The organism is Oribacterium sinus (assembly GCF_963553175.1).
Lineage (GTDB): Bacteria > Bacillota > Clostridia > Lachnospirales > Lachnospiraceae > Oribacterium > Oribacterium sinus_B.
In genome coordinates, this window is the sequence record NZ_CAUVME010000006.1 from 56,209 (window position 1) to 79,079 (window position 22,871).

A 22,871-nucleotide genomic window follows, 5' to 3' on the forward strand; every position below is an offset into this window, starting at 1 on the left:
AAAACAAAGGAGCACCACAAGCTAAGCTTATGACACTCCTTTTTCATTTTAAAGCATTTTGGTTTACGATGGAAGCGAAACTGCTTATAGGACATAGAAATGGCTCTATATTCCAAAGCCGCCTTTGCCGTTGTTCTTATTCGTTCTGGCAATGGGCAAGGCAGAGGCCAGACTGCTTAAGTTTCTGGTCTGGATATACACCTTCCCTTCGCCAATAAAACGGTTGACCAAGCCTTCTCCTGTGGTAAAGCCGAAGGTTCCGGAGGCTATGGAAATGTGGTAATCCAGACCTCTATCCCATGCCACCACATGGTCATTGTCAATGGTTAAGGGGCTGTCCGGATGTACCTCCAGCTCCAAAAGATCGCCGAAGGCATTGACAAATAGATCTCCCTGTCCCTGGCTTTCCATGACGAAAAGTCCACCGGTGCCGCCGAAGAACGCCTTTCCCAAGTCCTGCATTTTCATGGCATAGTTCACCGTAGAATCCCCAGCCAAGAAGGCTCCGGTATTCAGGCGATACTGCCTCTCTCCAATCTCTAAACGAACAATCTTTCCGGGAATGGAAGGTGCCACACCGATTCTACCCCCATTGGCTACACCAATAGCCTCGGTAATAAACATACTTTCTCCGCTGGCAAGGCTTCTGCCTACAGCACTTAACAAACCGCCCAAGCCCCCGCCGTTAGCGCCGGAATTCATCTTGCCCTGCAACTCCACACCGGCCATATAAGCCATGGAACCTCTCTCAATCTTCACCCTTTCTCCCGGGTTTAAGGAAATTTCCAAAATGGGACAATCATTATCTCCTAATATACGATGTTGCATAAATCCTCCAATCTGTGAAATAGGGTTTTCTTGTCGTTTTTTCCATTTTTGAACCTGACAGGAAAATTATCGCTTATTTTTAGGGCGAATTCAAGGATTTTTATCCTTTGCTCTATAAAATAGGGTAAGTTTGTCACCGTATCTATAACATTCTAATATGTTTTAAGCATTAAAATAAGTGTATCTATTTAAGCGGATTGTTCCCTAACAACCACACTTTTATGATATTAAAAAGAGATAGCCACTTTTTGCTATCTCCAAATGAATGTTTTTATTTATTTTTTTCTTTGTTAGCCTCTGTCTTGTTTATAGGCTCTTTCACCACATCTTCAATAAGTCTTGATAAATCCATAGCATTTTTCGATGTAATAACAGGTTTTCCCGTTTCTTTCTCAATTTCCTTTCTTGCATTTCCTGCTACACCACCACCTTTTTTTGCCACCTTCTTATTTTCTTCCAAGCCTTTGGGATTAGTCGCTTTCGTAAGCTCTGTTGTGGTCGCCTCTGCAAGCATATTCAAAACGATTTCAAGAGTTGTCATATTGTCTCTTAAGTTTTCTTTTTTAAGTCCTTTAAGATTTTTATATCTTCTTGTTGTCATCCCCGACCAAGCCTTAGTAATCTCATCTGTAAGGATTGCATACTCTATTCCCTTTTGAATTCCTGCATCATCCCATGCATCTGTAAGTTCTTTTCTGACTTGAATAGCTTGCAGTCTTTGATTTATCCACTCCCTTTTATACCCCTTCTTTAAGTAGGCCTCCAAGGCTCTGTCTATTGTAAGTTCCGGATCAATAATTTCATCAATTCGCTCTTTTCCAACCTCTGCGAGCCATAACTTAAACGGTTCTGCTTTAGGTGATGGAATTGACTGGATAATACGGAAAATGCCTTGCATATCCGCTACATCCGTTAAACGCATCTTGCCGTCTGCCGCTTTCATTTTCAACTGCTTACAAATTGTAAGCAGTTCATTTCCCTCTTCTTTCAGTCTCTTTTTTAACACCGCCCAATAAGTGCTTGAGCCTCTTGCACTTTCTTGCTCTGTAAGCACTCCTACGACATCCACCACACTAAAATACCATTCTTCTTTTTCCTCATCCCAAACGGAGCGTATTTGTTTATTTTCATATAGCTTTATTTCATCCATTGACTTAACCCTTTATATTTACAATTTATTTCCTGCAATATCTTATGTCCTTATTATATTCCTATGTATGATTTTATAAAACCTGTTTAATTTCTCATCCAATTCGCAACTACCACATTAGGTTCTTCTCTATTCTTATATTTAGCAATATCTGTAAGACTTACATAGTCATTTTTAAAGTCTTCAGTATAAATTTGAATAGCAACTCCCTTTACTTCGATGGTATCTTTTTTGACCTTAGATATATTAGCATATATCCTTTTGTCAAAAAGCATCTGATAATCCAGTTCCATCATAAAATGCTACATAAAAAACATAAGCAAAACGTCATTGAAAACCGTATTTGACACTAAGAGAATTCAATATAATATTTTTCGCAATAAAGCCCTATACTATCTAGCCTTTTATCCCCGAGCTTGCCATTGCCGTCTGCACCTGCTCCTCCATTACCGCATAGAGCAAGATTCCCGGTAAGACCACCACAGTTAAAGCCGCAAAAAGTCTGGGGTAATTATAGGAGAAGGACTCTGTGAAAAACTGTAAAGCCAATGGCAAAGTTCTGGCCTTATCCGAACTAATCAGCAATGAGGCATAGAAATACTCATTCCAGTTTCCCAAGAACAATAGGATTCCCGCTGTGGTTAAGCCGCCCTTTGCCAAGGGAAGGTTGATTTTCCAAAAGACAGTGAAGAAATCCGCTCCCTCCAAAATTGCCGCCTCATCCAAAGACTTGGGAATGGCAAGGAAGGCAGGCCTTAATACAAAGATACTCATGGCCAGTCCCATGGAAATATACACCAGGCTGAGTCCCGGCAAAGAATCATAGAGATTTAAATGAATCAAAAGGGAAAATATCGGCTGAGCCTTGGACTGTGCCGGCACCAAAAGGGTGATGGAATACAGAATAAAAAGAAGATTTTTTCCCGGAAAGTTATACTTGGCAAAGACATAGGCTCCCATGGCATAAATCAGTAGAGCCAGTAAGGTTGCCGAAAGAGAAACCAAGGTGGAATTCAAAAAGTACCCTACAAAATCGTATTTGGAAAAAATATAGCTGTAGGGCTCCAGAGAAAAACTTGTAGGTAAGGAAAAGGGATCCGACAAAATCGCCGCATTGCTTTTAAAGGAGGATAAAATCACCCACACAATCGGGAAGAGAGAAATCAAAATAGTAAAGCACAAGAGCATTCCAATGAGAAGGGAGGATAAAAATCCCCTCTTATTTCCTACAAGGCCATGTTCCCTATTTTGCAAAATTGCTTTCATTTCGATAAATCCCTTCGTTTAGATGCAAATGCTTCTCACTAACCTAAGTCTCATTTATATACAAATCCCTTATCGCAGCCATAAGTCTCATTTGGCTACCTAGCGCCTCTAATGCTTATACCTACAAATTTCTTTTGCCTGTAAATTCCTGTTGTCACTTCGCTTTATGCTTTTACTTACGAAGCTCTCTTTTAGTCATAAATCCCTTCATTTAAGCGAAAGGCCTTATGCACCAAAAGCAGCACCAAAATTCCTGCCAGGAACATCATCACACCGCTGGCATTGGCCAAGCCATATTTTAAATCCAAAATGTTCTTCATCAAAATGAGGGGGAGGTTCATGGTGTCGTTTCCCGGCCCTCCGGAAGTGGTTAAGGCGATTTGCTCATACATGGCAATTCTAGCCGTAATGGAGGCAATGATGGAGGTTCCGATGGAAATACGACACATGGGAAGCTCGATATGCCAAAGAATCTGAAGGGTATTGGCGCCGTCTACCTTCGCCGCGGAAAATACCTCCTCCGGAATGGAATACAGGTCATTCATCACAAGAAGGGTCACAATCACCGCATAGAAGAGCCAGGTTAACGTCACCGCCCAAAAGGCATAGGGAGATTCAAAGAACCATTGGTGATGAAAGTCCTTATTAAAGAGGCGAATCAGCCCGTTCATAAAGCCCATCTCATCATTGAAAATGAAGCGATAAATCAAAGCCCAGGCTGCTGCGGAAATCACATTGGGAACCATAAAAACCGCTCTGGTGAATTTCCAGCCTCTAGGCTTTTGGAACAAAATAAAAGCAAGAATCGTTCCGAAGCCCACATGAAGAATGGTGGCAATAAGAGACCACAAAAAAAGATTCTTCATGGAAAGCTGAAAAGATTCCTGCCCAAAAAGCTGTATGTAATTTTGCAATCCCACAAAACGGGGACGATTAAAGCCGTCATACTTCGTAAAGGAAGTCAGGAAAATACTGAGAATCGGCTGTAAATAAAAGAAGAGAAAAACCAAAAAGGAGGGGAGCAAAAACAGGGCAATCCACTTATAATTCCGTCTTTCCAAGCTTGATGCCTTCATCCTATTTTACTCCCCTTTACTCTTTCTATTGCTTAATCTGTTTTATTAAATCTGTTTTACTAAATTTCTATTGGCTAATTAATATCCTATAACTGTTTTTTCTATTAGCCTAATGCACTTTCCGGCTATTCCACTTCGTAGCTTAATATGGCAAAACTATAGGTTTTTACTGTTAAAGTATTACTGCTTTGCCTCTTCCGCCTTCTTTGTAAGCTCCTTACAGAACTCCTCCGGGCTCAGACTTCCATCAATCAGCTTTGGCAGAAGCTTTCCGAATTCCTGATCTCCGATAGAAGCGGGGAACACATCCCCTAAGATGGGCACATATTTTGTATCATCATTTACGCTCTGATTGTACTCGTATAACAATGGGTTTTCCTTAAGCTTATTCAGGAAATCCTCACTGTACTTCAGTCTTGGTGCGGTTCCGCCCTCTGCCAAAAGATAGGCTTCCAGCTCTTCCTGACTGCCGCGGAAGGCAAGGAATGCCTTAGCCACTTCCTTCTCGTCATCGCTTGCGGTTGCAGGAATCCAGAAATCTCCGTATCCTGCGGGGTTTGCTAATGCAATATTTCCGGGATAAATGCCGGCATGCACGGAGGATCCCTTAAAATCATTACTCCACTTGTCCTTGGATTCCTCATTAAACTCGGAAACCATCCAGGATCCATTGGGAATTACGGCCGCCTTATTGCTCATGAAAGCATTGGCTGCATCCGCATAAGCTGCTCCTAAAGTATTTGCGGAAGCATTTTTCTGTAAAAGAGTCTGTAGCTTCTCCACGCCCTTTACAAATGGCTCTTCCGTATAGTCCCATAGCTTATCCTTTACACTGTCTTGCAAAAGCTTTGCTCCACCTTCTTCATTTCCCACAAGAGCAGAGAGCATCAAAGCGGAAGTCCAAGCATTTTCCGAGGTCATAAAGGCTATTTTGTTGTCTCCTAAAGAAGAAACAAAGTCCTCATAGCTAAGCTCTCCAAGAGCTTTCTCCGGCTTATACAGATCTTCGTTGTAGAACATTCCGATAGGACGAATCACCAGCATGGGGGAAACCACCAGTTTCCCGTTATAAGTGCAGTATTCCTTGGACTCCGGAAGCCAAAGTTCGGAAAGTTCCGGTGTTTCCTTAGCAAAATCGGTCAGATCGTAAGCAAGGTCATTATCCAAAATTACCTGCTTAAACCACTGGGCATCAATGCCGCCGGAGCCGGGGCTATGCACCAAAGCAGGAAGCTTCTTCTGGGTAGCCAGCTGCTTAATCTTCTCCGCATAAGAATCCTGTACCACCTCTTCCACAGTGATTTTATACTTTCCTTCATACTTCTTATTAAAGCGCTCTACCTGAGGAAGAAAGAACTTTGCTCCCACATTTTCTCCGGCCAAGAAGGTGGGGAGCTTCATCTCCTTAAGCCCCTCAGAAGTTTCTTTCTTTTCCGCACCTTCCTTCTCCGCTTCTGTTTCTCCTGCAGCTGCACTGCCCTTCTCACTTTCCGCCTTGGATGCATTGTTCGCACAGCCCGGCAAGGAAAGCCCCAGGACTAAAGCCAAAGCAAGGGATAAGAATTTTCTTTTCTTCATACTATTCCTCCAATTTCAACAAGTTTTTAGCGACTTTGCACACAATCTAATCGCCGTTTTACGCTTTTATCTAGCATTATACCCAATAAATGGAGGGTGTCAAGAATTTATAGCATCTTCCTTGGCATAGGATATAGAATCAATATCTTTCAAAAAAGGGCATAGAAAAAACGGAGCTTTTACTTTCCAAGCTCCGTTGTTCTCTTATAAGCCGCTTCTACCGCATCCATAATGATGCCGTGAAGTCCGGCCTTCTGCCAAATATGAAGTCCTGCGATACCGATTCCTCCCGGAGTGTTCATTTCGTCTGTAATTTGATATAAGTGTCTATCGGTGTTCTCCAAAACCTTCCCTGTGGCGATAAGATTTTCAATAACAATTTTTCGAACGTCGTCACGATTCAGTCCGGTTTTCACTCCCGCATCCACCAAAGCTCCTGCATAGAGAATCAACCACTCCGGACCGGCACAGCTGCTTGCCGTAAAGGCATCAAACTGACTTTCCGGAATCTCAAGAGTCTTTCCGATGGACTCTGTAATGCCTCTGACTTCTTCCTTTTTTGCATCATCAAAAGAAGTATCGAAGGTAAGAGCGCTATATCCGCGTTGAGATTCAATCATGGTGTTGGGCATGATTCTGGCAATAGAAACATTTTCTCCTAACCAGGCATGAAGCTTTTCGATTTGGCTTCCTGCCAGGATGGAAACGATGGTTTTCTTTCCTTTTAAGTAAGGCGCCAGATCCTTTCCGGCCTTTTCTCCATCCTGGGGTTTTACCGCGAAGACGATAAGATCTGTTTTTCCGGCCAGCTCTTCATTGCTTTCCACAATGCTCAGCCCAAACTGTTTCTGAAGCCAAGCTGCTCTGTCCTTATTGATTTCCCGAACAAAGATATTCTTCGGCTCATAGCTTTTTCTGTCAATTAATCCGCCGATAATCCCGCTTGCCATGTTACCGCCGCCTAAAAATCCGATTGTTTTTGCCATTTGAAACTCCTTTCCGATTTCTCTCTTAACGCTTCTAAGCTTAGTGAATTTCATAACGCTTAGTTTTTTAAGCTCAGTCACTTTCATTTCGCTTTCATTCTTTCAACTTACTCTCATGCATTAAGCTTAGTCACATACGTTAAAATTAATATTGCGATACTTTACTATAGCATCTGTCATTTCTTCCCCATAGTCTTTTTGAAAATCTTCCAAAACCTTCTCGGAGACCTTCACGCCTTCCCTTAAAAAAATCGCTTCCGTCACTTCCTTAAAAGCATAAAAAATGTGAGCACAGTGATATGCAAAAGGTCGCAGACTCTCCGGATTTTTTCCGCGTTTTGCCCCTTCCCCAATGTTTCCGCTACGAAGGTGATGAATGCAGTACTCTCCTTCATGCAAGGTTTTCTCCACTTCATAGCCTAAAAACGGGTTAAAGCCTCTGGAAATGGAGGCATCCAAATCTTTACAATAAAGTGCTCCCGCCTCTCGGCTGTTCATGTCTTGAAACTGGGTATACCAGGGGCAGGAACTAATTTTCATCACACCATCCGAGGTAAGCTCAGCACGGTTTTCAATGCCTTCCCTCTTGATTTCCTCCGTATTAATCCACTCTCCATAATAATTGTAATTTTCCTGTGTCAGCTCAACCCCGTCTCTGATGGCTCTTTGCGCCATTCTTCTTCCTCTTTGGGCTCCATAGTACTGCACCGCGTGTAAAAATGCTCTTTTCCCTCTTTCTCCAAAATACTCTTTAAGATAATGATAGTATTTTGCCGGAATATATGCGTGCACACGCTCATTAAATCCGTCCATAAGACTCCTCACTTCAATTTCCTGTTTACTTCCAGGGCACCAAAACTCTTCTTAGGGATTTTACGCCAAAATTCAAGATGGTCACCACAAGGCCAATCATGAAAATGCCGAAGACAACCTTGTCAAAATTTGCAAAATCCGAATGATACTTGATGTACCAGCCAAGACCGGAAGTTCCTCCAATCATTTCCGCCGCAGTAAGTACCAAAAAGGAAGTGGAAATGGAAACAGAGATGCTGTTAATCAGCCCCGGTAAGCTGTAGGGGATTAACACATCCATAATCATACTGAACTTGCTGACATTTAAGGTCTTTGCGGAGTTCATGATTTTTGGATCAATCTCCCGAACGCTTAATACCATATTCATGAACAAGCTCCAGAAAATGGTTAAGGTGACCACAAAAATGGCGGCTACCCTAAAGGTCGGCAGTAATGCCACAGCATAGGGAGAATAAATAATCGGCGGAATGGGGCTGATGACCCGGACGATAGGAAGAACGATTCCGCTTAAATGGTCGGACAAGCCCACAAACAGTCCTAGAGATACCCCCAATACGGTAGCGATAATAAAAGCAATAAACAGAAGTTGCAAAGAACTGAATACACCCTGCAAGATCTTTTGATAGTCTCCCAGAAAAACGCTAAAAACATTTTCCGGAGCAGGATAGAGCATGCTGTTTTTCACCCCGATTTTAGCAGTCATGATTTCCCAGAAAATCAGAATACAGTAGAGTATGATACCGATATTTACAGCTACGGGAGATTTGCGAAAAAGAAGCAAAGTCGCTTCCGATGCAAATACCACAAACAGGAAGGGAAAATATCCCTTCGTCCCGCTAAGAGAGGGCTGTACAATAATAAGGCTCAGAACCAGAAACAGAAGGTGAGGCACTACTGTATGAATCTTCTTCCACATAAACTACATTTTCCTCTTTTCTATCATAATCATAATATAACGAAACAATGTCTTTCCGAATTCTTCTGTACTCCAAGCTTCCCAGAAGCTCTTCCCTTGATCTTGGTCGTTCAAAGAGAAGCTTGATATCTTTTTCGATTCTTTTGTTCTTCATAAACAAAACTCTATCGGACAAATACAGCGCTTCATCCACATCATGGGTAACAAAAACGATGGTTTTCTTGGTATCTTTTAGGATATCCAAAAGCAAATCCTGTAAAAGTACCCTATTTCTGGCATCGATGGCCCCGAAGGGCTCGTCCATCAACAAAATATCCGTGTCCATGGCAAGGGTTCTGGCAATGGCCGCCCTTTGTCGCATTCCGCCGGAAAGTTCGGAGGGGTACTTGTGCTCCACACCCTTTAGTCCTACTTTTTCCAAGTAAAAAGAAGCTCTTTCCTGCAGCTCCTTCTTGGAAAGATTTTTGATATTTTGTTTAATGCCGAAAATCAGGTTCTTTTCAATGGTCATCCAAGGAAATAAGGAGTAGTGTTGAAATACAACACTACGATCCTTGCCTGTTCCCTTTATTTTTTCTCCGTTAATGAGTACCTCTCCCGACTTCGGGCGGTTTAAGCCTGCTAAAATGCTTAGAATTGTACTTTTTCCGCATCCGCTGGCTCCGATAATGCTGACAAACTGTCCGTCCTCTATCGTTGAGGAAACATCCTCCAGGGCGCCATATACCTGATTCTTTTTGTCAATATATTCAAAGGATACATGATTCAATTCTATTTTGCTCAAAACAACCCTCTCCTTTTATTGGTACTATTCTTTGTTGGAACTTTTATTTATTGATACTTGTATTTGTCGAAACTATTTTTATTGCTGCTTTTATTGGTTGGTGCGTTCACTTTCCGCCTTCAAAGCCTGATAAGTCTTGTTATCCGGATTTTCCTTTATAAGCTCATTTAAAGCATCTTCAAAGACAGTGGTATCAATATAGTCATCAATATTTACATTTCCCTTAGAGTATCCGATATCTACCATGGCCTGGAAGAAAGCTTTTGTGTTCTGTCTGTCCGGATTGGGACTAAGACCAAGGTGACCGTATTGATAAACCTGCTTTTGATAAGCATCGTCGTCTAAGTCAATTCCCTGACGAGCAGCTTTTTCCGCAGCCTCTTTGTCATTTTCCAGAAGGCTGTAGGCTTCAATATTCGCCTTCAGCGCATCCACATAGGCTTCTCTGTTCGCCTTCAGCTTATCTCTTGTGGTGAAAAGTCGGCAGCAAATGTAGTCAGGCCATTCATCCTCCGCATCCAACTGGCTAACCGGAACAAGCCCCTGCTTCTCCGCACCATCACGGAAGGTTAAGAAGTTAATACCTAAATCCACATCTCCCTTAAGAACTGCCTGGGTAACCGTTGCCTGAGAATCCAGCTCCACAAACTCTATTTTGGATAAATCCAATCCCTTATCCTTTAAAATCTTGCGGAATGCCACGTCTCCCGTATTTAATCTGGTTACACCGACCTTTTTTCCATATAAAGTATTGGGGTTATATAAATCCTTAAACTCCTCCGCTCTCTCCGGACGCACATAAACTGTTTCTCCCAAAGACATTTGTCCTCCGATGATGACAATGTCGGACCCATTATCAATGTAATTTAATACCGCAGAGGAACCGGCAGAAACTAAATCCGCCTTGTCGGCAAGAAGCGCCTGAATATTATCGGGATTAGAGGGGTTAAACTGAATCGTAGTGTCTAATCCATTCTTATCATACAGTCCTGCATACTGCGCGATAACGGAATCGATATGAGCCACATTGTTGTTATTCGCAATCACTCTTAAAGGAATCTTCTTGTTATCCTTATTCTCCGTCTTCTGATCGGAAGAGCCATTCTCCTCCTGCTTTGCAGTACCGTCACTTTCCTGCTTCGTTGCCGCCTGACTGCCGGCAGAACTGCCCTCCCCCGACTTTGCCTTTCCGCAAGCAATAAGGCTTAATGACAATATTCCCAATAAAGCAATCTTTCGTAATGTAGTAGCAGTAAAAACTAAATTTCCCTTCATTCTATACCCTCCTAACCTGCAACTCAGCTTCATAAACTTTCTTGTTCTTAATTCCCCTTTAGCATACAGGAATGGTAGGTATTTGCATAATCCGAAAATTTTTTATCTGTATATAGGCTATATTTATAGCAAACGATATAATCTATACCTTTACAAATACAGTTAGTCCTATTCCGGATTTGGTAGACATTGTCTGTTAAATCATTCTAATCACTCTTCTTGATAAGTGTGATTAGAATGATTAGAACGATTAGCAAGAGCAGAGAAATTAGAAATTAAAGCGAGCAGAAAGAATTATCTATAGCAAGCGCTAAAGGCGGGACGCATTTCTTCTATAAGCCGACGGGACAATCCACAAGCTTTAGCTTGCTTCTCCCAGTTTTCTTTTACAATGGTCAGAATATCTTTTGCATAGGTCGTTGCATCCGTCTCGGAAATTCCAAATCGGACAGCCGTCTGTATTGCAAGGTCAATATTGATACTATTATCCTCTTCATCAACATTTAAGGATAATTCATCGCCATAGGGAACCGGATTTACATCGTAAAGAGGTGAAAGCCTCCAGCCATTTTTTGTGAAAATGAAAGCATGGTTTCGTAGATGATCATCCGTGTTACTAACAGCCATATTAAAAACAATACGTTTCCATAGTTCAATCAAATCTTGCTTTGGCTGCGCGCCATAGGATTTTATAAAAGCAGCAATATCCAGATAACTTGTCCCGTCTGCAGCAGAAGCCCCATCTGTTTTTCCAAGCAACGTCATGGCAGAAGCGAAGTGTATTCGCTTACTCAAAATACGATCAAAGCGCTTAACCAAATAGGTGCTCCCAAGATTGGAAAATTTTTCAAGTTTTGCCTCCGGAACATGTAGTCCACAGAGCTTCGCCAAATCATGTGTTACCATCTCCCATGCTCCGGTATCATTTTCATCATTCTTGGAAGGGAATTTTGCAATCCAAAGCTGTTCTTTCGGGTCTATCACAGTAGCTTTTGGTCTGGCACCACCAAGAGATGAGCCTGGTCTTATTAGTTGGTTTAACCATTTTTCAGATAAAGTAGTATCATCATTTTCAAAATTTCTGGAAGCTTCCTCTAACGTCCGAAGACTTGTCCAAGGCGGTGCAGCTGTTTCTTTATCATCTGAAAGGAAGGCCCCATTGGGCTCTGTTTTAAATCGAATTCCTCCCAGCCTTGTTTCATCATATACCCCCAGTAGATAATCACTGTCATAAAGTTTAGCAGGTTTACGACCTTCCTTTCCTGCCAATATTCTTTCGCGTTTATTCATAAGAACACGTCCCCAACGGTCGGGAGAAGAATCTGAAAACAGTCCAAAGATTGTTTTGCCGAAGGGATATTGTCTTCCGGAATATGGCATAAGTTCAGGATCCAATGTGATTTTTAGCGAGGTCTTTTTGAGCCACTCTCTGTCATATTCAAAGGAATAAGATTCCTCGCCCTTTAAGCTATTAACATAGAGGATTCCCATTAGTGTTGGATTCTGCATGCTAAAGTCATCGTAGACGAAAATTGTCTTTTCTTTAGATACCACTATTTATTCCTCCTTGGTGCACGCTTTCTTGTTATCAGATTTAAATCTTGAATTTGCCTACCAAGCGCATCATCCTTTGCAATCAGTAGAAGATCTTTATCAAGATTGTTTAGAGCATGCAAAACTGCCGCATAGATTCCCATTGCTACGGATGGATCACCTTTTTCAACCTTCCACAAAGATGCCCGACTGATTCCGGCACGTTCTGCGGTCAACTCCGAAGATAGGCTTCGTCTGAGTCTGGCAAGCTTAATCTGCTCACCCATGGTTTTTAGTATTTCTTCTGTACCCGGAAGTATGTTATATGCCGCTTTCTTCATCCAATGCACCCCATTTAACGTTTACTATTATAAACTATATATATTTTTTCGTTGATATTAGTATACATTATAATATGGTAATTTCAAATGGAACTTTTGAATTGCAAACAGAAATCTGAAAATACCTACTCATACAAAAAAGAGCGGCAAAAATCAAAATAATAGAGACATTTTCGGCAATATAGGTCTGAATATGGGGGTAGTCTGAGACGATACTTACTATCCCAATTCTCCCAGCATCTGCTCCGGGTTATCCGCCGCCTTTACCTTGTCAAATGCCTTTACAATCTTTCCATTTTCATCAATCAAATAAGTGGTACGAACCACGCCCATATAGGTCTTACCGTAGTTCTTTTTCTCCTGCCATACATCATAGGCCTGAATTGCCACAAGCTCCGGATCGGAAAGAATAGTAAAGGGCAGTCCGTATTTCTCTTCAAACTTCTTGTGGGAAGCCACGCTGTCCTTACTGACGCCCAGAACCACAGCACCCTTCTCTGTGAACTGGGGATATCGTTCTGCAAAGCCGCAAGCCTGCTTCGTGCAACCGGCGGTATTGTCCTTTGGGTAGAAGTATAAAATGACCTTCTTTCCTCTGTACTCCGACAGAAAGTGCATGTTTCCATCCTGATCCGGCAATGTAAAATCCGGTGCCTTTGTTCCAACTTCCAACATAGTAATCCTCCTTTAACAGCGGTTTTTTCGCTAAAAATTTGCCACATGAATCATTGGCTCATCTCCCCTTTGAGAACAATGAGCTTTTGTAATATAAACCATTTAAACATTTATAGTTCTATTTTTATACCCTTATTTCGCAAGTTTTCTATACACTCGAGCAGATATTCCCCATTATGCTCTTTGTAGATAGGACTTTCTATCATTTTTTCTTCAAGATTATCGTATTTTTCTGCTGTCTTTCCTCTATAATTCTTATCTCTCCACTCTTCAGAAACCTTATACCCTCTTTTTTCCATTTCATCCATAACTAAAGAATGAAATATAAATAAATGATATGGAGTATAGGAAAATGCATAATCTACTGTTTTATGCTTCTTATTCCACCCATTTCCTCTAAGGGCACAGCATTCTCTATGTTGTCCAAGAAGCTGATTTTTCGGCAATAAGGGAATCAGTTGTTCATGCCATAGTCTCATAATTTTCTCCTGTTAAGAAAGTAGATTCCTCTAAATATTGATTGGGATATTTCCTTAGTAAAGCGTTAAGATATTGAATCACAGCATCCTGACTATTTTCCCCTTCCATATATTCTTCCAATAGGGCAAATAATCCTTGCTTTTCCCTTTCACTTGCTTCTTTTTTAAAATATCCCCATACATGAAGAATGGCATTATGAAAATCTTTTTTACTCTCTTTGATACCCTTTACACTTTGTATTTTTTCCTGTAGATATACAATATCCACTTCCTTTTCTTTCAAATACTCTCGGATATCCAGATATGCCTTATGGGATTTGCTCAGCACATAATATTTATATTTTGCCCAGAGCTCTTCACATTCTTTTTTTATATTCTTGTGCTGCACTTTACGCCTTCTTTCAAAATATTGTAAACATCCCTATTCCATATTTAAAAAAATTGCAGCAACGAATCTCTCTAATCATTGCTGCAAGAACGAATGTTCCCTGCGAGAATCGAACTCACAACTAGTGCTTAGGAGTTCGTCCCATATCAGTCAGCAATTATTCATTTGTGTCAAAAATAGATAAACTTTATCAAGTGTTTAAGCCACTTCACTGTTTGTCTTTGTCAAACTAAGATAAGGTAAATAAAGCCTCTCTATCTTTATAATTCAATTTTGCAATCTGTCTCATTGCATATCCTCACATATTTGTTTTATTACTACGTACACCCACGACGTGGCAAATTTTGCTTCTTCAAGCATTGATATTTTCTCTTCCGTAGAAAATTTCTCTCTAATCTGCTTTATTACACTCTCAGTAATTCCATCCTTACCAATAGCCTTTATTGCTTGGATTACTAGTGCCGTTTTATAAGATAATTTTGAAATTTCCTTATTCGTTGTCTTTTTGAATTCCAACATTATCTTTTTATAGGTATATTTTTTATAAGCACCATCACATACATAAATCCAAACAGAGGGTACTTGCGTAGACAACCCCAATATGTTAAGAGCAGTGTCGCCATAAGGAACAATCGTCCAACCAAATTTTCTTGCTATAGCGTGTGCAACATCGTTAGGGTCCGGTTCGATACATTCCCCAAGAAAAGAATTGTATTCCGGATATACATAAATGCCATGTAATATTTTTTTTATTAAGCCTTCTTTCTCCAGTCTCGATAACGTGACTCCTATTTTTGCACTATCTGAAATATCAGAAAAGTCACTCGCTGAAAATACCGAGCCCGGTTTAAATTTCGTTATGGTATCACGTGTTTTTCCTAATATATTTGGTCTTTCCATAAAATTACCTCGTTAAAAATATTATACACTTTTTTTAACGAAATTCAATTCTTTTAGTAAAGGAATTGTTTTAGAATTGTTAATTCGCTCAGAAAATAAAAATATCTCCATCATTTCAAAAGAGAATGACGGAGATATTTCACCTTGTTTATTCTTGTCGCAACCAATCGGCTATATCATGAATTTCGATTCCTTCATAACTATATTTTGGATGTTTGGTTCTGGCAATAATCATTTTCGGATAAGCATCTCGGATCTGAAGCAGAGGAGCGCACTCTCTCTCAAATGTTTCCTGCCCGGAAATGTTGTCGCTGACCTGAATATAAATCTTCTCGCTGCCTCTCTGAGCAACAAAGTCGACCTCCTTTTGATAGAGCTTGCCGACATAGACATCGTATCCACGGCGAAGAAGTGCGATGCAAACGATGTTTTCATATACTCTGCCGTAATCCATATTTCTGCTTCCCAGTATTGCATATCGAATACCGCTGTCACACAAATAGAACTTTTCAGAACTTTCAAGGTATTTCTTGCCTCGGATGTCGTATCTTTTAATATCATAAAATACAAAAGCACTGCACAAATACTTAATGTACTTGCCGACGGTTACATGATTGGTCGGAGTCTCATTTGCTGTCAGCAGCTGACTAACCTTATTAGGGGAAGTCAGGTTGCTGATATTATCCATAAGGAACTCGCTCAGACGCTGTAAAACCAAAGTGTCCGGGAGCGCATATTTCTGCACCAAATCCCTTGTAACAATCGTTTCGTAGACCTCTTTGATATAGTTTGTTCTGTCTTTTTCGGTTCTGTAAGCGTAAGAACCTGCTAAACCGCCCTTGATAGCGTAATCATCAAAGAGCTTATCTTTATCACTAACATCATCATAATATTGGCAATATTCCCGGAAGCTGAAAGGAAACACATGAATTTCAATATAGCGTCCGGTAAACAGAGTTGCCAGATCCGCACTCAACAGGAAAGCATTGGAGCCTGTTACATAGATGTCGTATTTTCCCTTAGAGTACAGGCTATTAATTGCCAACTCAAACTTGGGGCACATCTGCACCTCGTCTACAAACAGATAGTTCGTTTTACCTTCCTGATAATGTTCTTCCACATAGGCGTGTAAGGCATGGTATTCCTTAATTTCCTCATACGCCAAATCCATGAAGTCAATGAAGATAATATTGATGTTTTCAAAATGGCTTTTCAGATATTCAATATACGCCTGCATCAGATTAGACTTACCGGATCGACGAATGCCCGTGATGATCTTGATGTCAGGAGTACCATTCAGTTCAATGATTCTGTCTAGATACTTTGCTCTTGTAATTGTTTTCATATCGTCACCCGCTTTCAAAAGTTGAAGATTTTTCATTTCTTGAAACCGCTTCGGTGTACTTATTATACTGTCTGCTAATGGTATATGCAAGAAGTCGGCTCAATGACCGCCAGTTCCAATAGCTTTGATAAGAACTTCGATGCACCGGAATCTTTCAGCTTTATAATTGATACAACATCACTTCTTCCAAAATATTAAACAGTAGCAAATGTATTATATAAAGCAAGCACATGATCTATTGTTTTCGTTGATGTATCCTTTAACTTATTAGCAATGGACTCTGAAATATCAATATCTACTTTTGTTTCATCAATGTCTACTTTTGAATGTCTACTTTTATATTGGCAGCATAGCTCTTCGCATTCTTTTTTACATGCTTGTACGCCATTACACGCCTACACATTCCGTTTTAAAAACAAAAATTGCAGCAACGAATCTCTCTAATCATTGCTGCAAGAACGAATGTTCCCTGCGAGAATCGAACTCACAACTAGTGCTTAGGAGGCGCTTGTTATATCCATTTAACTAAGGGAACAATGGAACTCTCTTATTTTACTTATCCTGCAGTTTTCTGTCAATGCAGGGTAGGAACTAAGTTACTGCTAACCGGACTGTTTCCATATGCCCATCCTTAGGAAATTATTCCTTCACTATTCACTTTTTGATATTTTTGGTTCCTACTGTTTGGCTTATCGGGTACCGTCATTTCTATTTTTCCTGCGCTAAGTAAAGGCTTGATATATTTTTCCGAAAAGTTTCTTCTACCAACCAGCCCCATAAATTCTTGCATTTCTTTCCGACTGCGAGGAACAGAGCAAAATTGAATAAGATCTTGTATCGTGACTTGCTCCTTATCTTGTTCCTTTACTTGCTCCTTAACTTGTTCCCTTAAAGCAAGTTCTATAGACGGCCCGACCATAGCTGTTGCAGCTTCAGATAGAGGAATAATAGTTGAAAAGACATCAGCTTCTGTAAAAATAGGCTCTCCGCCGGAGTGCATCTTCGTGTATTTATAGCTGTTTCGCATACCGCTTCCAAGCTCATCAGCAAGTCCAATCTCTCGGAAACCCTTTGCTATCGGCGGATTCTTTGCAAATGGTCTGAATGTTTTCAGATTCAGGTTTCCGTGTCCATGTGCAAGGTTGGCATTTTCAGTTGTGATCTTATCCCGTTCAATGACGAGTTGATGAGCTGAACATCGTCACAGGGCTAATACAGGACAACATCCGCTTCACCATTAAGGACGGTACGGAAATCCGAGTATAATTCTGCACATAAAGCAAGCTCCCGATTTTCGGATTTGATTCCGATGGTCGGGAACTTTTCAGCTTCTCGCTGAGCTTTGCCGGTCTGCTTGAGTTCAGTTTTCATTTCTTCCCGTTACATCTGCCGTCTCAATTACTATATGCTCCGCCCATTTTTCCGCCTCTGGAAAGGCTTCTCGAATCTCATCCGGCAGTTCCTGTGTAAAGCGATATTCCGACACACCTATAGGCTTTACCATATCTTTTAATGCAAATTCAGCTACAGTCCTGTTCTTGTCCCGGCACAGTATAAGGCCTATTGAAGGATTATCAATCTCTGTTTTCAGCTTCTCATCAACAAGAGATAGGTAGAAATTCATCTTCCCCGCATATTCTGGAATAAATTTCTTTGTTTTGAGATCTACAACCACATAGCAATGTAGGACTGTATTGTAGAACAGGATATCAAGTGCAAACTCATCTTTGCCGAGTGTCAATGGATACTGATGCCCCATATAAGCAAAGCCCTTGCCCATTTCCAGAAGAAAATTTGTAATGTTCTTTACAAGCTCATCCTCTATCTGGCGTTCCTTCATCTTTTCGTCAAACTCAACGAAATCAAAAATGTATGGGTCTTTCATGGTCTGTATCGCTAGTTCGCTTTGTACCTCCGGAAGAAGTTTCTCAAAATTTTGAAGTTTTCCTCCTTGCTCACGGTCAATCAATCCCGTAGCAATCTGATGTTCTAATACTGCAACTGACCATCCATTCTCAATCGCCTTCACTCCATACCAGTATCGGGACTCCATAGTTTTCAATTTTTCAATCAGCACAAGATTATGAGACCACGGCAATTTTGCAGACACCGTCTGCAAAAAGTTCTGATCCGTTATCTCTCTAGCAAAACGCTTCATATACCGGAGGTTTCTCGCTGAATAGCCCTTTGCCTCTGGAAAAGCCAGTTTAATCTCCTGTGCCAATGTATCAATAAACTTGTTTCCATATGCTGTATTCTTATTCAAATCATTTCCGATATCCCAATACAACCTGATTAACTGCTCATTCACATTCAACAAAGCCCTGTATTGCGCGGCTTTAATCTTATCCTTGATATCCGTTATGAGTTGGATTTGAGTACTTTCCTGTAACTCCATCTTATCCTCCAATTTTGCAGTCCCCGTCTGCAAATTCCATTTATCTTGATTTTCAGGCAGAGAGGCAATCGCTGAATTGTATTAAACTCTGCACTTTGCTTTCATATACACGGCAGTTTGAATAAGGCTTCAGAATTGACACCAGCATGTTTACGATACTTAACGGTGTATAAATTTCTAACAGCCATTTTCCAATATCCTCTATTTTCTATTTGTTTGATGTTGAAGCAAATTATTACTTTGCTCAAGATCTATCTCTCCAGTCCTTTTTCACCTGCTCCCAGATGGCAAAGGCCTTCCTAATTCGTTCTCCTCCATGCCGATATTCAAAAACGCTTTCCAGCTCCTCATCGGAATAGGCGGAAAGGTCATGGGAATAGGTCCACATACGCTCATAACGTTCACGCCGATACATGGATTTTCCCCATTCACTGCTGTCTGTCCAAAGGGTTCCCAAAAGGAAGATTCCGCTAATCAGGAGGCAAAAGGCAAATCTGCCCTGCGCTGTTCTTTGTCTCCGCTCAATCCTTATCTGCTCCCCGATTCCTATTTTCTGTTCTACGCCTATTTTCTGTTCTATTCTTGATGCCTGTTTTGTTTGAGATTTCTGTTCCGTTCTTAATTCCTGTCCCGAGCTGAATCTCTTCTCATTCTTCCATAGGAACAAAATCAAAAATGCTCCCAGCAAAGCACTTTGATATTGCAGGGCATAACGGCTTTGAAAAGCATAGCTTTCCTTTAAAAACATATAGCGGGTAAGGAAAACCAGGGCATGACTGGCTAAGCCGTGAAGAAGCAATAATCCGGGCAACAAGCCAAAGTAGAAAATCTCTCCACTATTTTCTGCTGCCATAGCATTTTTTCCTATCCGATTTTTCGCCTCTTCTTGCCCCTGCTCCGAAGAAAGACCTTCCTTTCCCTTCCCGGCAAATGCCTTTCCTCCTCCATTTTCGGAAGAGGCAAAAAACTTCCAAAGATACAAGAGGGTCATAAACATATAAAAGATAAGCACAAATGCACCAATCAAAACAATCCCTTTTCCCTGTATCGCTCCGTCCCTAAGAAGCTTCTCCAGATTTTCCCCGGAAATAAGCATGGAGGAAAAGCCGTAAAAGATAAATTTCACCACAAAAAGCAGATGATTTTGCAGTACCTCTTTTAGGGAAATGCTTTCCGCCCCGGCATATTCATACACCGCATAGTGATTGCTAAGAAGATATAGAAAAAGGCAAAGTCCGTTGGAAATAAGGAGAAGAATCGTCCCCTTCATATCCCAGAGCTTCTTCCCCAAAGCCAGGAAGAAGAACAGGGCAAAGCAGGAAAGGAATACCGCCAAGCAGTAGGGGCCTGCCACCAGTAAAATAAATGGCGGATAAATCGATAGAAGAAGCAAGGAGCTTTTCTTGCTGAAGGCCTGATCCAAAGCATAGAAATAGTCATAAAATGCTGAAAAGGCCAGAAAATGAATATAACCCGAGCCGTTTAAAAGCATTTCCCACTTATTTAAGCTGTAAAAAAGAAGTAAAAACAGAAGCTGCTGTGAAAAGGGCAGCTGCTTATTTCTCATAAAAAGCAGTAAGGGTTTGCTGGCTAAGAATAGTCCCAGTACCCCAAGTACCCGGTCAAAAATCAGGGTATAACCAAAAGAATAACGGTTTATTTCCCGAAAGAAATAGGTCAAGGGAATTCTGGTTAAAATATCCTTTTGCAGTAAATCCCCAATCTGAAAGGGCTTTCCCAAATAGGAATTTACCAGCCGGATATAGTCGGAATACAAAACATCCGTAGTACTTAGAAGAACATAAAAGAGAATGGCAAGGGCCATGAGGAAAGAAAGGAGCAATAAAGCAATAGGAAGCTGCCGTTCTTTCCCCTTGGAAAACAAATACTTGCCCGAAGCGGATGCCCCAAAACCTTGCCCTAAGGGAACCCGCTCTCCGGAAGCTTCTTCGCCGGAACTTTTCACATCAAAAGCTTGCTCTCCGGAAGCTTTTACGCCTGCAGTCGGTGCCGTAGAAACTTCTAACCCGGCCACCGGTATATTTCTGTTTTGTCCCTCATGCTCTGCCATGCTTTCCCTCTCTTTCTCTGCGAATATATTGCCGTTTATTTTGTAATCTTTTCTCCGATCCGGAGAATCTTTTAATATCAGAGGTTGGGAAATACCTCCTGGGTAATGTCCCTATAGGCTCTTTCCTCCGGAACTTCCTTTAAAACAAGGCTGTTGTAGGAATTCGCTTCCGACGGAAGTTCCCTAAAGTCCTTGATGAAATGAATCTTCGTACCCTGTCCGGACATTTCCGGATCAAAGACCTGGAAGAAAGTATCTCCGTAGAACTTACTCATCTTGTAGTTATTTTCCAGGATATACACCTGCTTGCCCAAAACATAATCTCGACCATACTTCCCTATGGTCTGCTCAGCCAAGGAGTTCATCCGGTCCTGATCCTCCCAAAAGTAAATTCTGGGGAAGGACTCACGATATTTCATTTCCGCAGGAAATCGCAGGCAAACGAAGAGCAGGGCAAAAAATGTGGGAATCGGCATGCCGGTATTCCCCAAAAGATAGGCAAAATACAAAAGAGCCGCCGCAAAGCTTACATAAACCCAACGCATTTCCACTCGGATAGTAATGGAGGAGCAACCGATGCAAAGAGCAATAAAGCATAGGAACAAAATATTTTTCCCGAAAAACTCTTTTTTCAGCTTGCCCTTACGAATCGCAAAAAGCAAAGCCAAAAGAATGCTAAAGGCTAAAACTGCAATGGAAGCGTAAATGACATAGCGATGCTTTCTGCCTACTTCTTCCCAGGGAATTCCCGCAAGGTAATCCGGTCCCGCCTGAATGCCAAAAATATAGAATACCTGAGAAAAGGCATGGGACAGAGCTTTCGTCAGAGAAAAGCCGTCCTGTACCTCCGTTCCTCCCGTTCCCTTCGGTATAAAGGAACCGATGGCCAGGCTGCGAATGCCAAAGAACAAAAAGGCCTGTACAAAAGGCAGGAAGAAGGGAAGAAGCTTCGGTCTTTTCCGGGCTTGGCTCTCCGACTTATCCTGTTTCCCTGCGCTTGCGCTTACATTTGCACTTGCACTTGCACTTGCGCTTGCATTTACACTTTCACTTACATTTGTATATGCACCTGTACTCGCACTTATATATGCACTTGTATTTGCGCCGGTATTTACACTTGTACTTTCACTTTCGCCCTGCTCCACTACAATATACTGCTTTCCCACGGCAGCAATCCCTGACAAAGCGGACTCCGAAGCTTTTGCATAATCTGCAGCTTTCGCACCATCTAAAGCTTTCGCATTTTCCGATTCTTCCGCTTCTTTTAGCCCTATATTCTGCACCCCGACAGCAGTATTTACCTCCGCCTGTTTTCCTCTGAAAATGAGGGGAATATAAAATAACGGCAGTAGAGCCACATATCGCTCATGGGTGAAAATCAAGAGGAAGAAAAAGAGATGAGAAAAGAGAAGCATTTTCCCAAAATCCCTCTCCTCGCAGTCGATTTGTCGGTAAAGGAAATACAGAGTTAAAAGGGCAAAGCCCAAAGCCAGAGTTTCCAAAATGCCGATGGCCTGCCCAATCTGGTAGTAGGCAAAATGGGCGGACAAAAAGAGAAGCCCAAGGGACAAGGACAGGATGCGCTTCTTCGTCATTTTCAAAGAAAAGAAGAAGAGGAAAAAGGCCAGCAGGCTGTTTAGGAAAATGTTGAAATGCAAGTAGCGGTTGGGATCCGCCCCCACCAAAGCCATTTCGATATAGGAAATCGCCCAATACACCGGGCGGAAACGTACCGCCTGCCCAATGGGAAAGCTGAATTCAAAGAAGTTTTGCTCCCGGAAAAAGGAAAACAAATACAGGTCATCCATGTAAAGGGCCTTGATGTGAATCTGCCGATTAATCCAATAGGCCGAGCCCAATAGGAAGAGAAAGGCCAGTAAATAGCCTCCCAGCGGTATTCCTTTTATAAAAGCTTTATTTCCTTCTTGTTTCATTTACTCCTTACCTTTCTACGGGTAGATTTTGTAATGCAATCCACCTGCTATTTATTCCCGATAGATATATCGAAACGCGGACACGTTTTCGCGATATTCCAAACGTAGTGATTTATTCCCTAAAGATATAGCGAA

22 protein-coding genes and 1 tRNA gene are annotated in these 22,871 nt (G+C 41.4%); all 23 read right to left on the reverse strand.

Annotation, left to right across the window (positions count from 1 at the left end; genetic code table 11):
* Window positions 1-105: 105 nt before the first annotated feature.
* A complete protein-coding gene (locus tag RYO92_RS02865) occupies window positions 106-828 on the reverse strand; it encodes a TIGR00266 family protein (protein WP_315369436.1) in 723 nt (240 codons plus the stop codon).
* A 271-nt stretch (window positions 829-1,099) separates the two neighbouring features.
* Entirely contained in the window at window positions 1,100-1,978 is an 879-nt protein-coding gene (locus tag RYO92_RS02870) for a BRO family protein (RefSeq protein WP_007157797.1), read from the reverse strand.
* An 86-nt stretch (window positions 1,979-2,064) separates the two neighbouring features.
* Complete coding sequence (locus tag RYO92_RS02875) at window positions 2,065-2,274, reverse strand: hypothetical protein (RefSeq protein ID WP_331648035.1); 210 nt, start codon at window positions 2,272-2,274, stop codon at window positions 2,065-2,067.
* 100 nt (window positions 2,275-2,374) lie between these two features.
* Entirely contained in the window at window positions 2,375-3,244 is an 870-nt protein-coding gene (locus RYO92_RS02880) for a carbohydrate ABC transporter permease (protein ID WP_331648038.1), read from the reverse strand.
* Between the two features lie 191 nt (window positions 3,245-3,435).
* Window positions 3,436-4,320 (reverse strand): carbohydrate ABC transporter permease, encoded by an 885-nt coding sequence (locus tag RYO92_RS02885; protein ID WP_315369437.1) that lies wholly within the window; start codon window positions 4,318-4,320, stop codon window positions 3,436-3,438.
* Window positions 4,321-4,500: 180 nt separating this feature from the next.
* On the reverse strand, window positions 4,501-5,898 hold the full coding sequence (locus RYO92_RS02890) for an ABC transporter substrate-binding protein (protein ID WP_315369438.1): 1,398 nt from the start codon (window positions 5,896-5,898) through the stop codon (window positions 4,501-4,503).
* 179 nt (window positions 5,899-6,077) lie between these two features.
* Window positions 6,078-6,884, reverse strand: coding sequence for a pyrroline-5-carboxylate reductase (proC, locus tag RYO92_RS02895; RefSeq protein ID WP_315369439.1), 807 nt, complete (start codon window positions 6,882-6,884; stop codon window positions 6,078-6,080).
* 126 nt (window positions 6,885-7,010) lie between these two features.
* The gene (locus tag RYO92_RS02900; RefSeq protein ID WP_308579523.1) at window positions 7,011-7,697 is read right to left on the reverse strand and encodes an L-2-amino-thiazoline-4-carboxylic acid hydrolase; all 687 of its coding nucleotides are present in this window, start codon (window positions 7,695-7,697) and stop codon (window positions 7,011-7,013) included.
* Between the two features lie 25 nt (window positions 7,698-7,722).
* Window positions 7,723-8,613, reverse strand: coding sequence for an ABC transporter permease (locus RYO92_RS02905; protein WP_315369440.1), 891 nt, complete (start codon window positions 8,611-8,613; stop codon window positions 7,723-7,725).
* Window positions 8,534-9,397: an ABC transporter ATP-binding protein gene (locus tag RYO92_RS02910; RefSeq protein ID WP_315369441.1), complete on the reverse strand. Its 864-nt coding sequence runs from the start codon at window positions 9,395-9,397 to the stop codon at window positions 8,534-8,536. The genes RYO92_RS02905 and RYO92_RS02910 overlap by 80 nt, the downstream gene beginning before the upstream one ends.
* A gap of 90 nt (window positions 9,398-9,487) precedes the next feature.
* Complete coding sequence (locus RYO92_RS02915) at window positions 9,488-10,672, reverse strand: ABC transporter substrate-binding protein (protein ID WP_007157809.1); 1,185 nt, start codon at window positions 10,670-10,672, stop codon at window positions 9,488-9,490.
* Window positions 10,673-10,966: 294 nt separating this feature from the next.
* Window positions 10,967-12,226: a type II toxin-antitoxin system HipA family toxin gene (locus RYO92_RS02920; RefSeq protein WP_315369442.1), complete on the reverse strand. Its 1,260-nt coding sequence runs from the start codon at window positions 12,224-12,226 to the stop codon at window positions 10,967-10,969.
* On the reverse strand, window positions 12,226-12,546 hold the full coding sequence (locus tag RYO92_RS02925; protein WP_314965239.1) for a helix-turn-helix domain-containing protein: 321 nt from the start codon (window positions 12,544-12,546) through the stop codon (window positions 12,226-12,228). Before RYO92_RS02925 ends, RYO92_RS02920 begins: the two co-directional genes overlap by 1 nt.
* Window positions 12,547-12,765: 219 nt before the next feature.
* Complete coding sequence (gene bcp / locus RYO92_RS02930) at window positions 12,766-13,221, reverse strand: thioredoxin-dependent thiol peroxidase (RefSeq protein ID WP_308579527.1); 456 nt, start codon at window positions 13,219-13,221, stop codon at window positions 12,766-12,768.
* Window positions 13,222-13,331: 110 nt separating this feature from the next.
* Window positions 13,332-13,700 (reverse strand): TIGR02328 family protein, encoded by a 369-nt coding sequence (locus tag RYO92_RS02935; protein ID WP_314345168.1) that lies wholly within the window; start codon window positions 13,698-13,700, stop codon window positions 13,332-13,334.
* Window positions 13,684-14,088 carry a YbgA family protein gene (locus RYO92_RS02940; RefSeq protein WP_308579529.1) on the reverse strand — a complete coding sequence of 135 codons (405 nt, stop codon included), beginning with the start codon at window positions 14,086-14,088 and terminating at the stop codon, window positions 13,684-13,686. Before RYO92_RS02940 ends, RYO92_RS02935 begins: the two co-directional genes overlap by 17 nt.
* 285 nt (window positions 14,089-14,373) lie before the next feature.
* The gene (locus RYO92_RS02945; protein WP_308579530.1) at window positions 14,374-14,988 is read right to left on the reverse strand and encodes a DUF6088 family protein; all 615 of its coding nucleotides are present in this window, start codon (window positions 14,986-14,988) and stop codon (window positions 14,374-14,376) included.
* A 148-nt stretch (window positions 14,989-15,136) separates the two neighbouring features.
* Complete coding sequence (locus tag RYO92_RS02950; protein WP_308579532.1) at window positions 15,137-16,369, reverse strand: ATP-binding protein; 1,233 nt, start codon at window positions 16,367-16,369, stop codon at window positions 15,137-15,139.
* A 427-nt stretch (window positions 16,370-16,796) separates the two neighbouring features.
* Window positions 16,797-16,868: transfer RNA gene (locus RYO92_RS02955), tRNA-Arg, on the reverse strand.
* A gap of 96 nt (window positions 16,869-16,964) precedes the next feature.
* Entirely contained in the window at window positions 16,965-17,360 is a 396-nt protein-coding gene (locus RYO92_RS02960; protein ID WP_315365012.1) for a Fic family protein, read from the reverse strand.
* Between the two features lie 333 nt (window positions 17,361-17,693).
* Entirely contained in the window at window positions 17,694-18,731 is a 1,038-nt protein-coding gene (locus RYO92_RS02965; protein WP_315369443.1) for a PDDEXK nuclease domain-containing protein, read from the reverse strand.
* Window positions 18,732-18,975: 244 nt separating this feature from the next.
* Window positions 18,976-20,802 (reverse strand): hypothetical protein, encoded by a 1,827-nt coding sequence (locus RYO92_RS02970; protein WP_315369445.1) that lies wholly within the window; start codon window positions 20,800-20,802, stop codon window positions 18,976-18,978.
* Between the two features lie 77 nt (window positions 20,803-20,879).
* Window positions 20,880-22,736: a hypothetical protein gene (locus tag RYO92_RS02975; RefSeq protein WP_315369446.1), complete on the reverse strand. Its 1,857-nt coding sequence runs from the start codon at window positions 22,734-22,736 to the stop codon at window positions 20,880-20,882.
* Between the last annotated feature and the right edge of the window lie 135 nt (window positions 22,737-22,871).

Excerpts from the sequence above, each read along its gene's own strand:
- RYO92_RS02865 (WP_315369436.1), bottom strand. The coding sequence starts at position 828 with ATGCAACATCGTATATTAGGAGATAATGATTGTCCCATTTTGGAAATT.
- RYO92_RS02870 (WP_007157797.1), bottom strand. The coding sequence starts at position 1,978 with ATGGATGAAATAAAGCTATATGAAAATAAACAAATACGCTCCGTTTGG.
- RYO92_RS02875 (WP_331648035.1), bottom strand. The coding sequence starts at position 2,274 with ATGATGGAACTGGATTATCAGATGCTTTTTGACAAAAGGATATATGCT.
- RYO92_RS02880 (WP_331648038.1), bottom strand. The coding sequence starts at position 3,244 with ATGAAAGCAATTTTGCAAAATAGGGAACATGGCCTTGTAGGAAATAAG.
- RYO92_RS02885 (WP_315369437.1), bottom strand. The coding sequence starts at position 4,320 with ATGAAGGCATCAAGCTTGGAAAGACGGAATTATAAGTGGATTGCCCTG.
- RYO92_RS02890 (WP_315369438.1), bottom strand. The coding sequence starts at position 5,898 with ATGAAGAAAAGAAAATTCTTATCCCTTGCTTTGGCTTTAGTCCTGGGG.
- proC (WP_315369439.1), bottom strand. The coding sequence starts at position 6,884 with ATGGCAAAAACAATCGGATTTTTAGGCGGCGGTAACATGGCAAGCGGG.
- RYO92_RS02900 (WP_308579523.1), bottom strand. The coding sequence starts at position 7,697 with ATGGACGGATTTAATGAGCGTGTGCACGCATATATTCCGGCAAAATAC.
- RYO92_RS02905 (WP_315369440.1), bottom strand. The coding sequence starts at position 8,613 with ATGTGGAAGAAGATTCATACAGTAGTGCCTCACCTTCTGTTTCTGGTT.
- RYO92_RS02915 (WP_007157809.1), bottom strand. The coding sequence starts at position 10,672 with ATGAAGGGAAATTTAGTTTTTACTGCTACTACATTACGAAAGATTGCT.
- RYO92_RS02925 (WP_314965239.1), bottom strand. The coding sequence starts at position 12,546 with ATGAAGAAAGCGGCATATAACATACTTCCGGGTACAGAAGAAATACTA.
- bcp (WP_308579527.1), bottom strand. The coding sequence starts at position 13,221 with ATGTTGGAAGTTGGAACAAAGGCACCGGATTTTACATTGCCGGATCAG.
- RYO92_RS02935 (WP_314345168.1), bottom strand. The coding sequence starts at position 13,700 with ATGAGACTATGGCATGAACAACTGATTCCCTTATTGCCGAAAAATCAG.
- RYO92_RS02945 (WP_308579530.1), bottom strand. The coding sequence starts at position 14,988 with ATGGAAAGACCAAATATATTAGGAAAAACACGTGATACCATAACGAAA.
- RYO92_RS02950 (WP_308579532.1), bottom strand. The coding sequence starts at position 16,369 with ATGAAAAATCTTCAACTTTTGAAAGCGGGTGACGATATGAAAACAATT.
- RYO92_RS02960 (WP_315365012.1), bottom strand. The coding sequence starts at position 17,360 with ATGCGAAACAGCTATAAATACACGAAGATGCACTCCGGCGGAGAGCCT.
- RYO92_RS02965 (WP_315369443.1), bottom strand. The coding sequence starts at position 18,731 with ATGGAGTTACAGGAAAGTACTCAAATCCAACTCATAACGGATATCAAG.
- RYO92_RS02970 (WP_315369445.1), bottom strand. The coding sequence starts at position 20,802 with ATGGCAGAGCATGAGGGACAAAACAGAAATATACCGGTGGCCGGGTTA.
- RYO92_RS02975 (WP_315369446.1), bottom strand. The coding sequence starts at position 22,736 with ATGAAACAAGAAGGAAATAAAGCTTTTATAAAAGGAATACCGCTGGGA.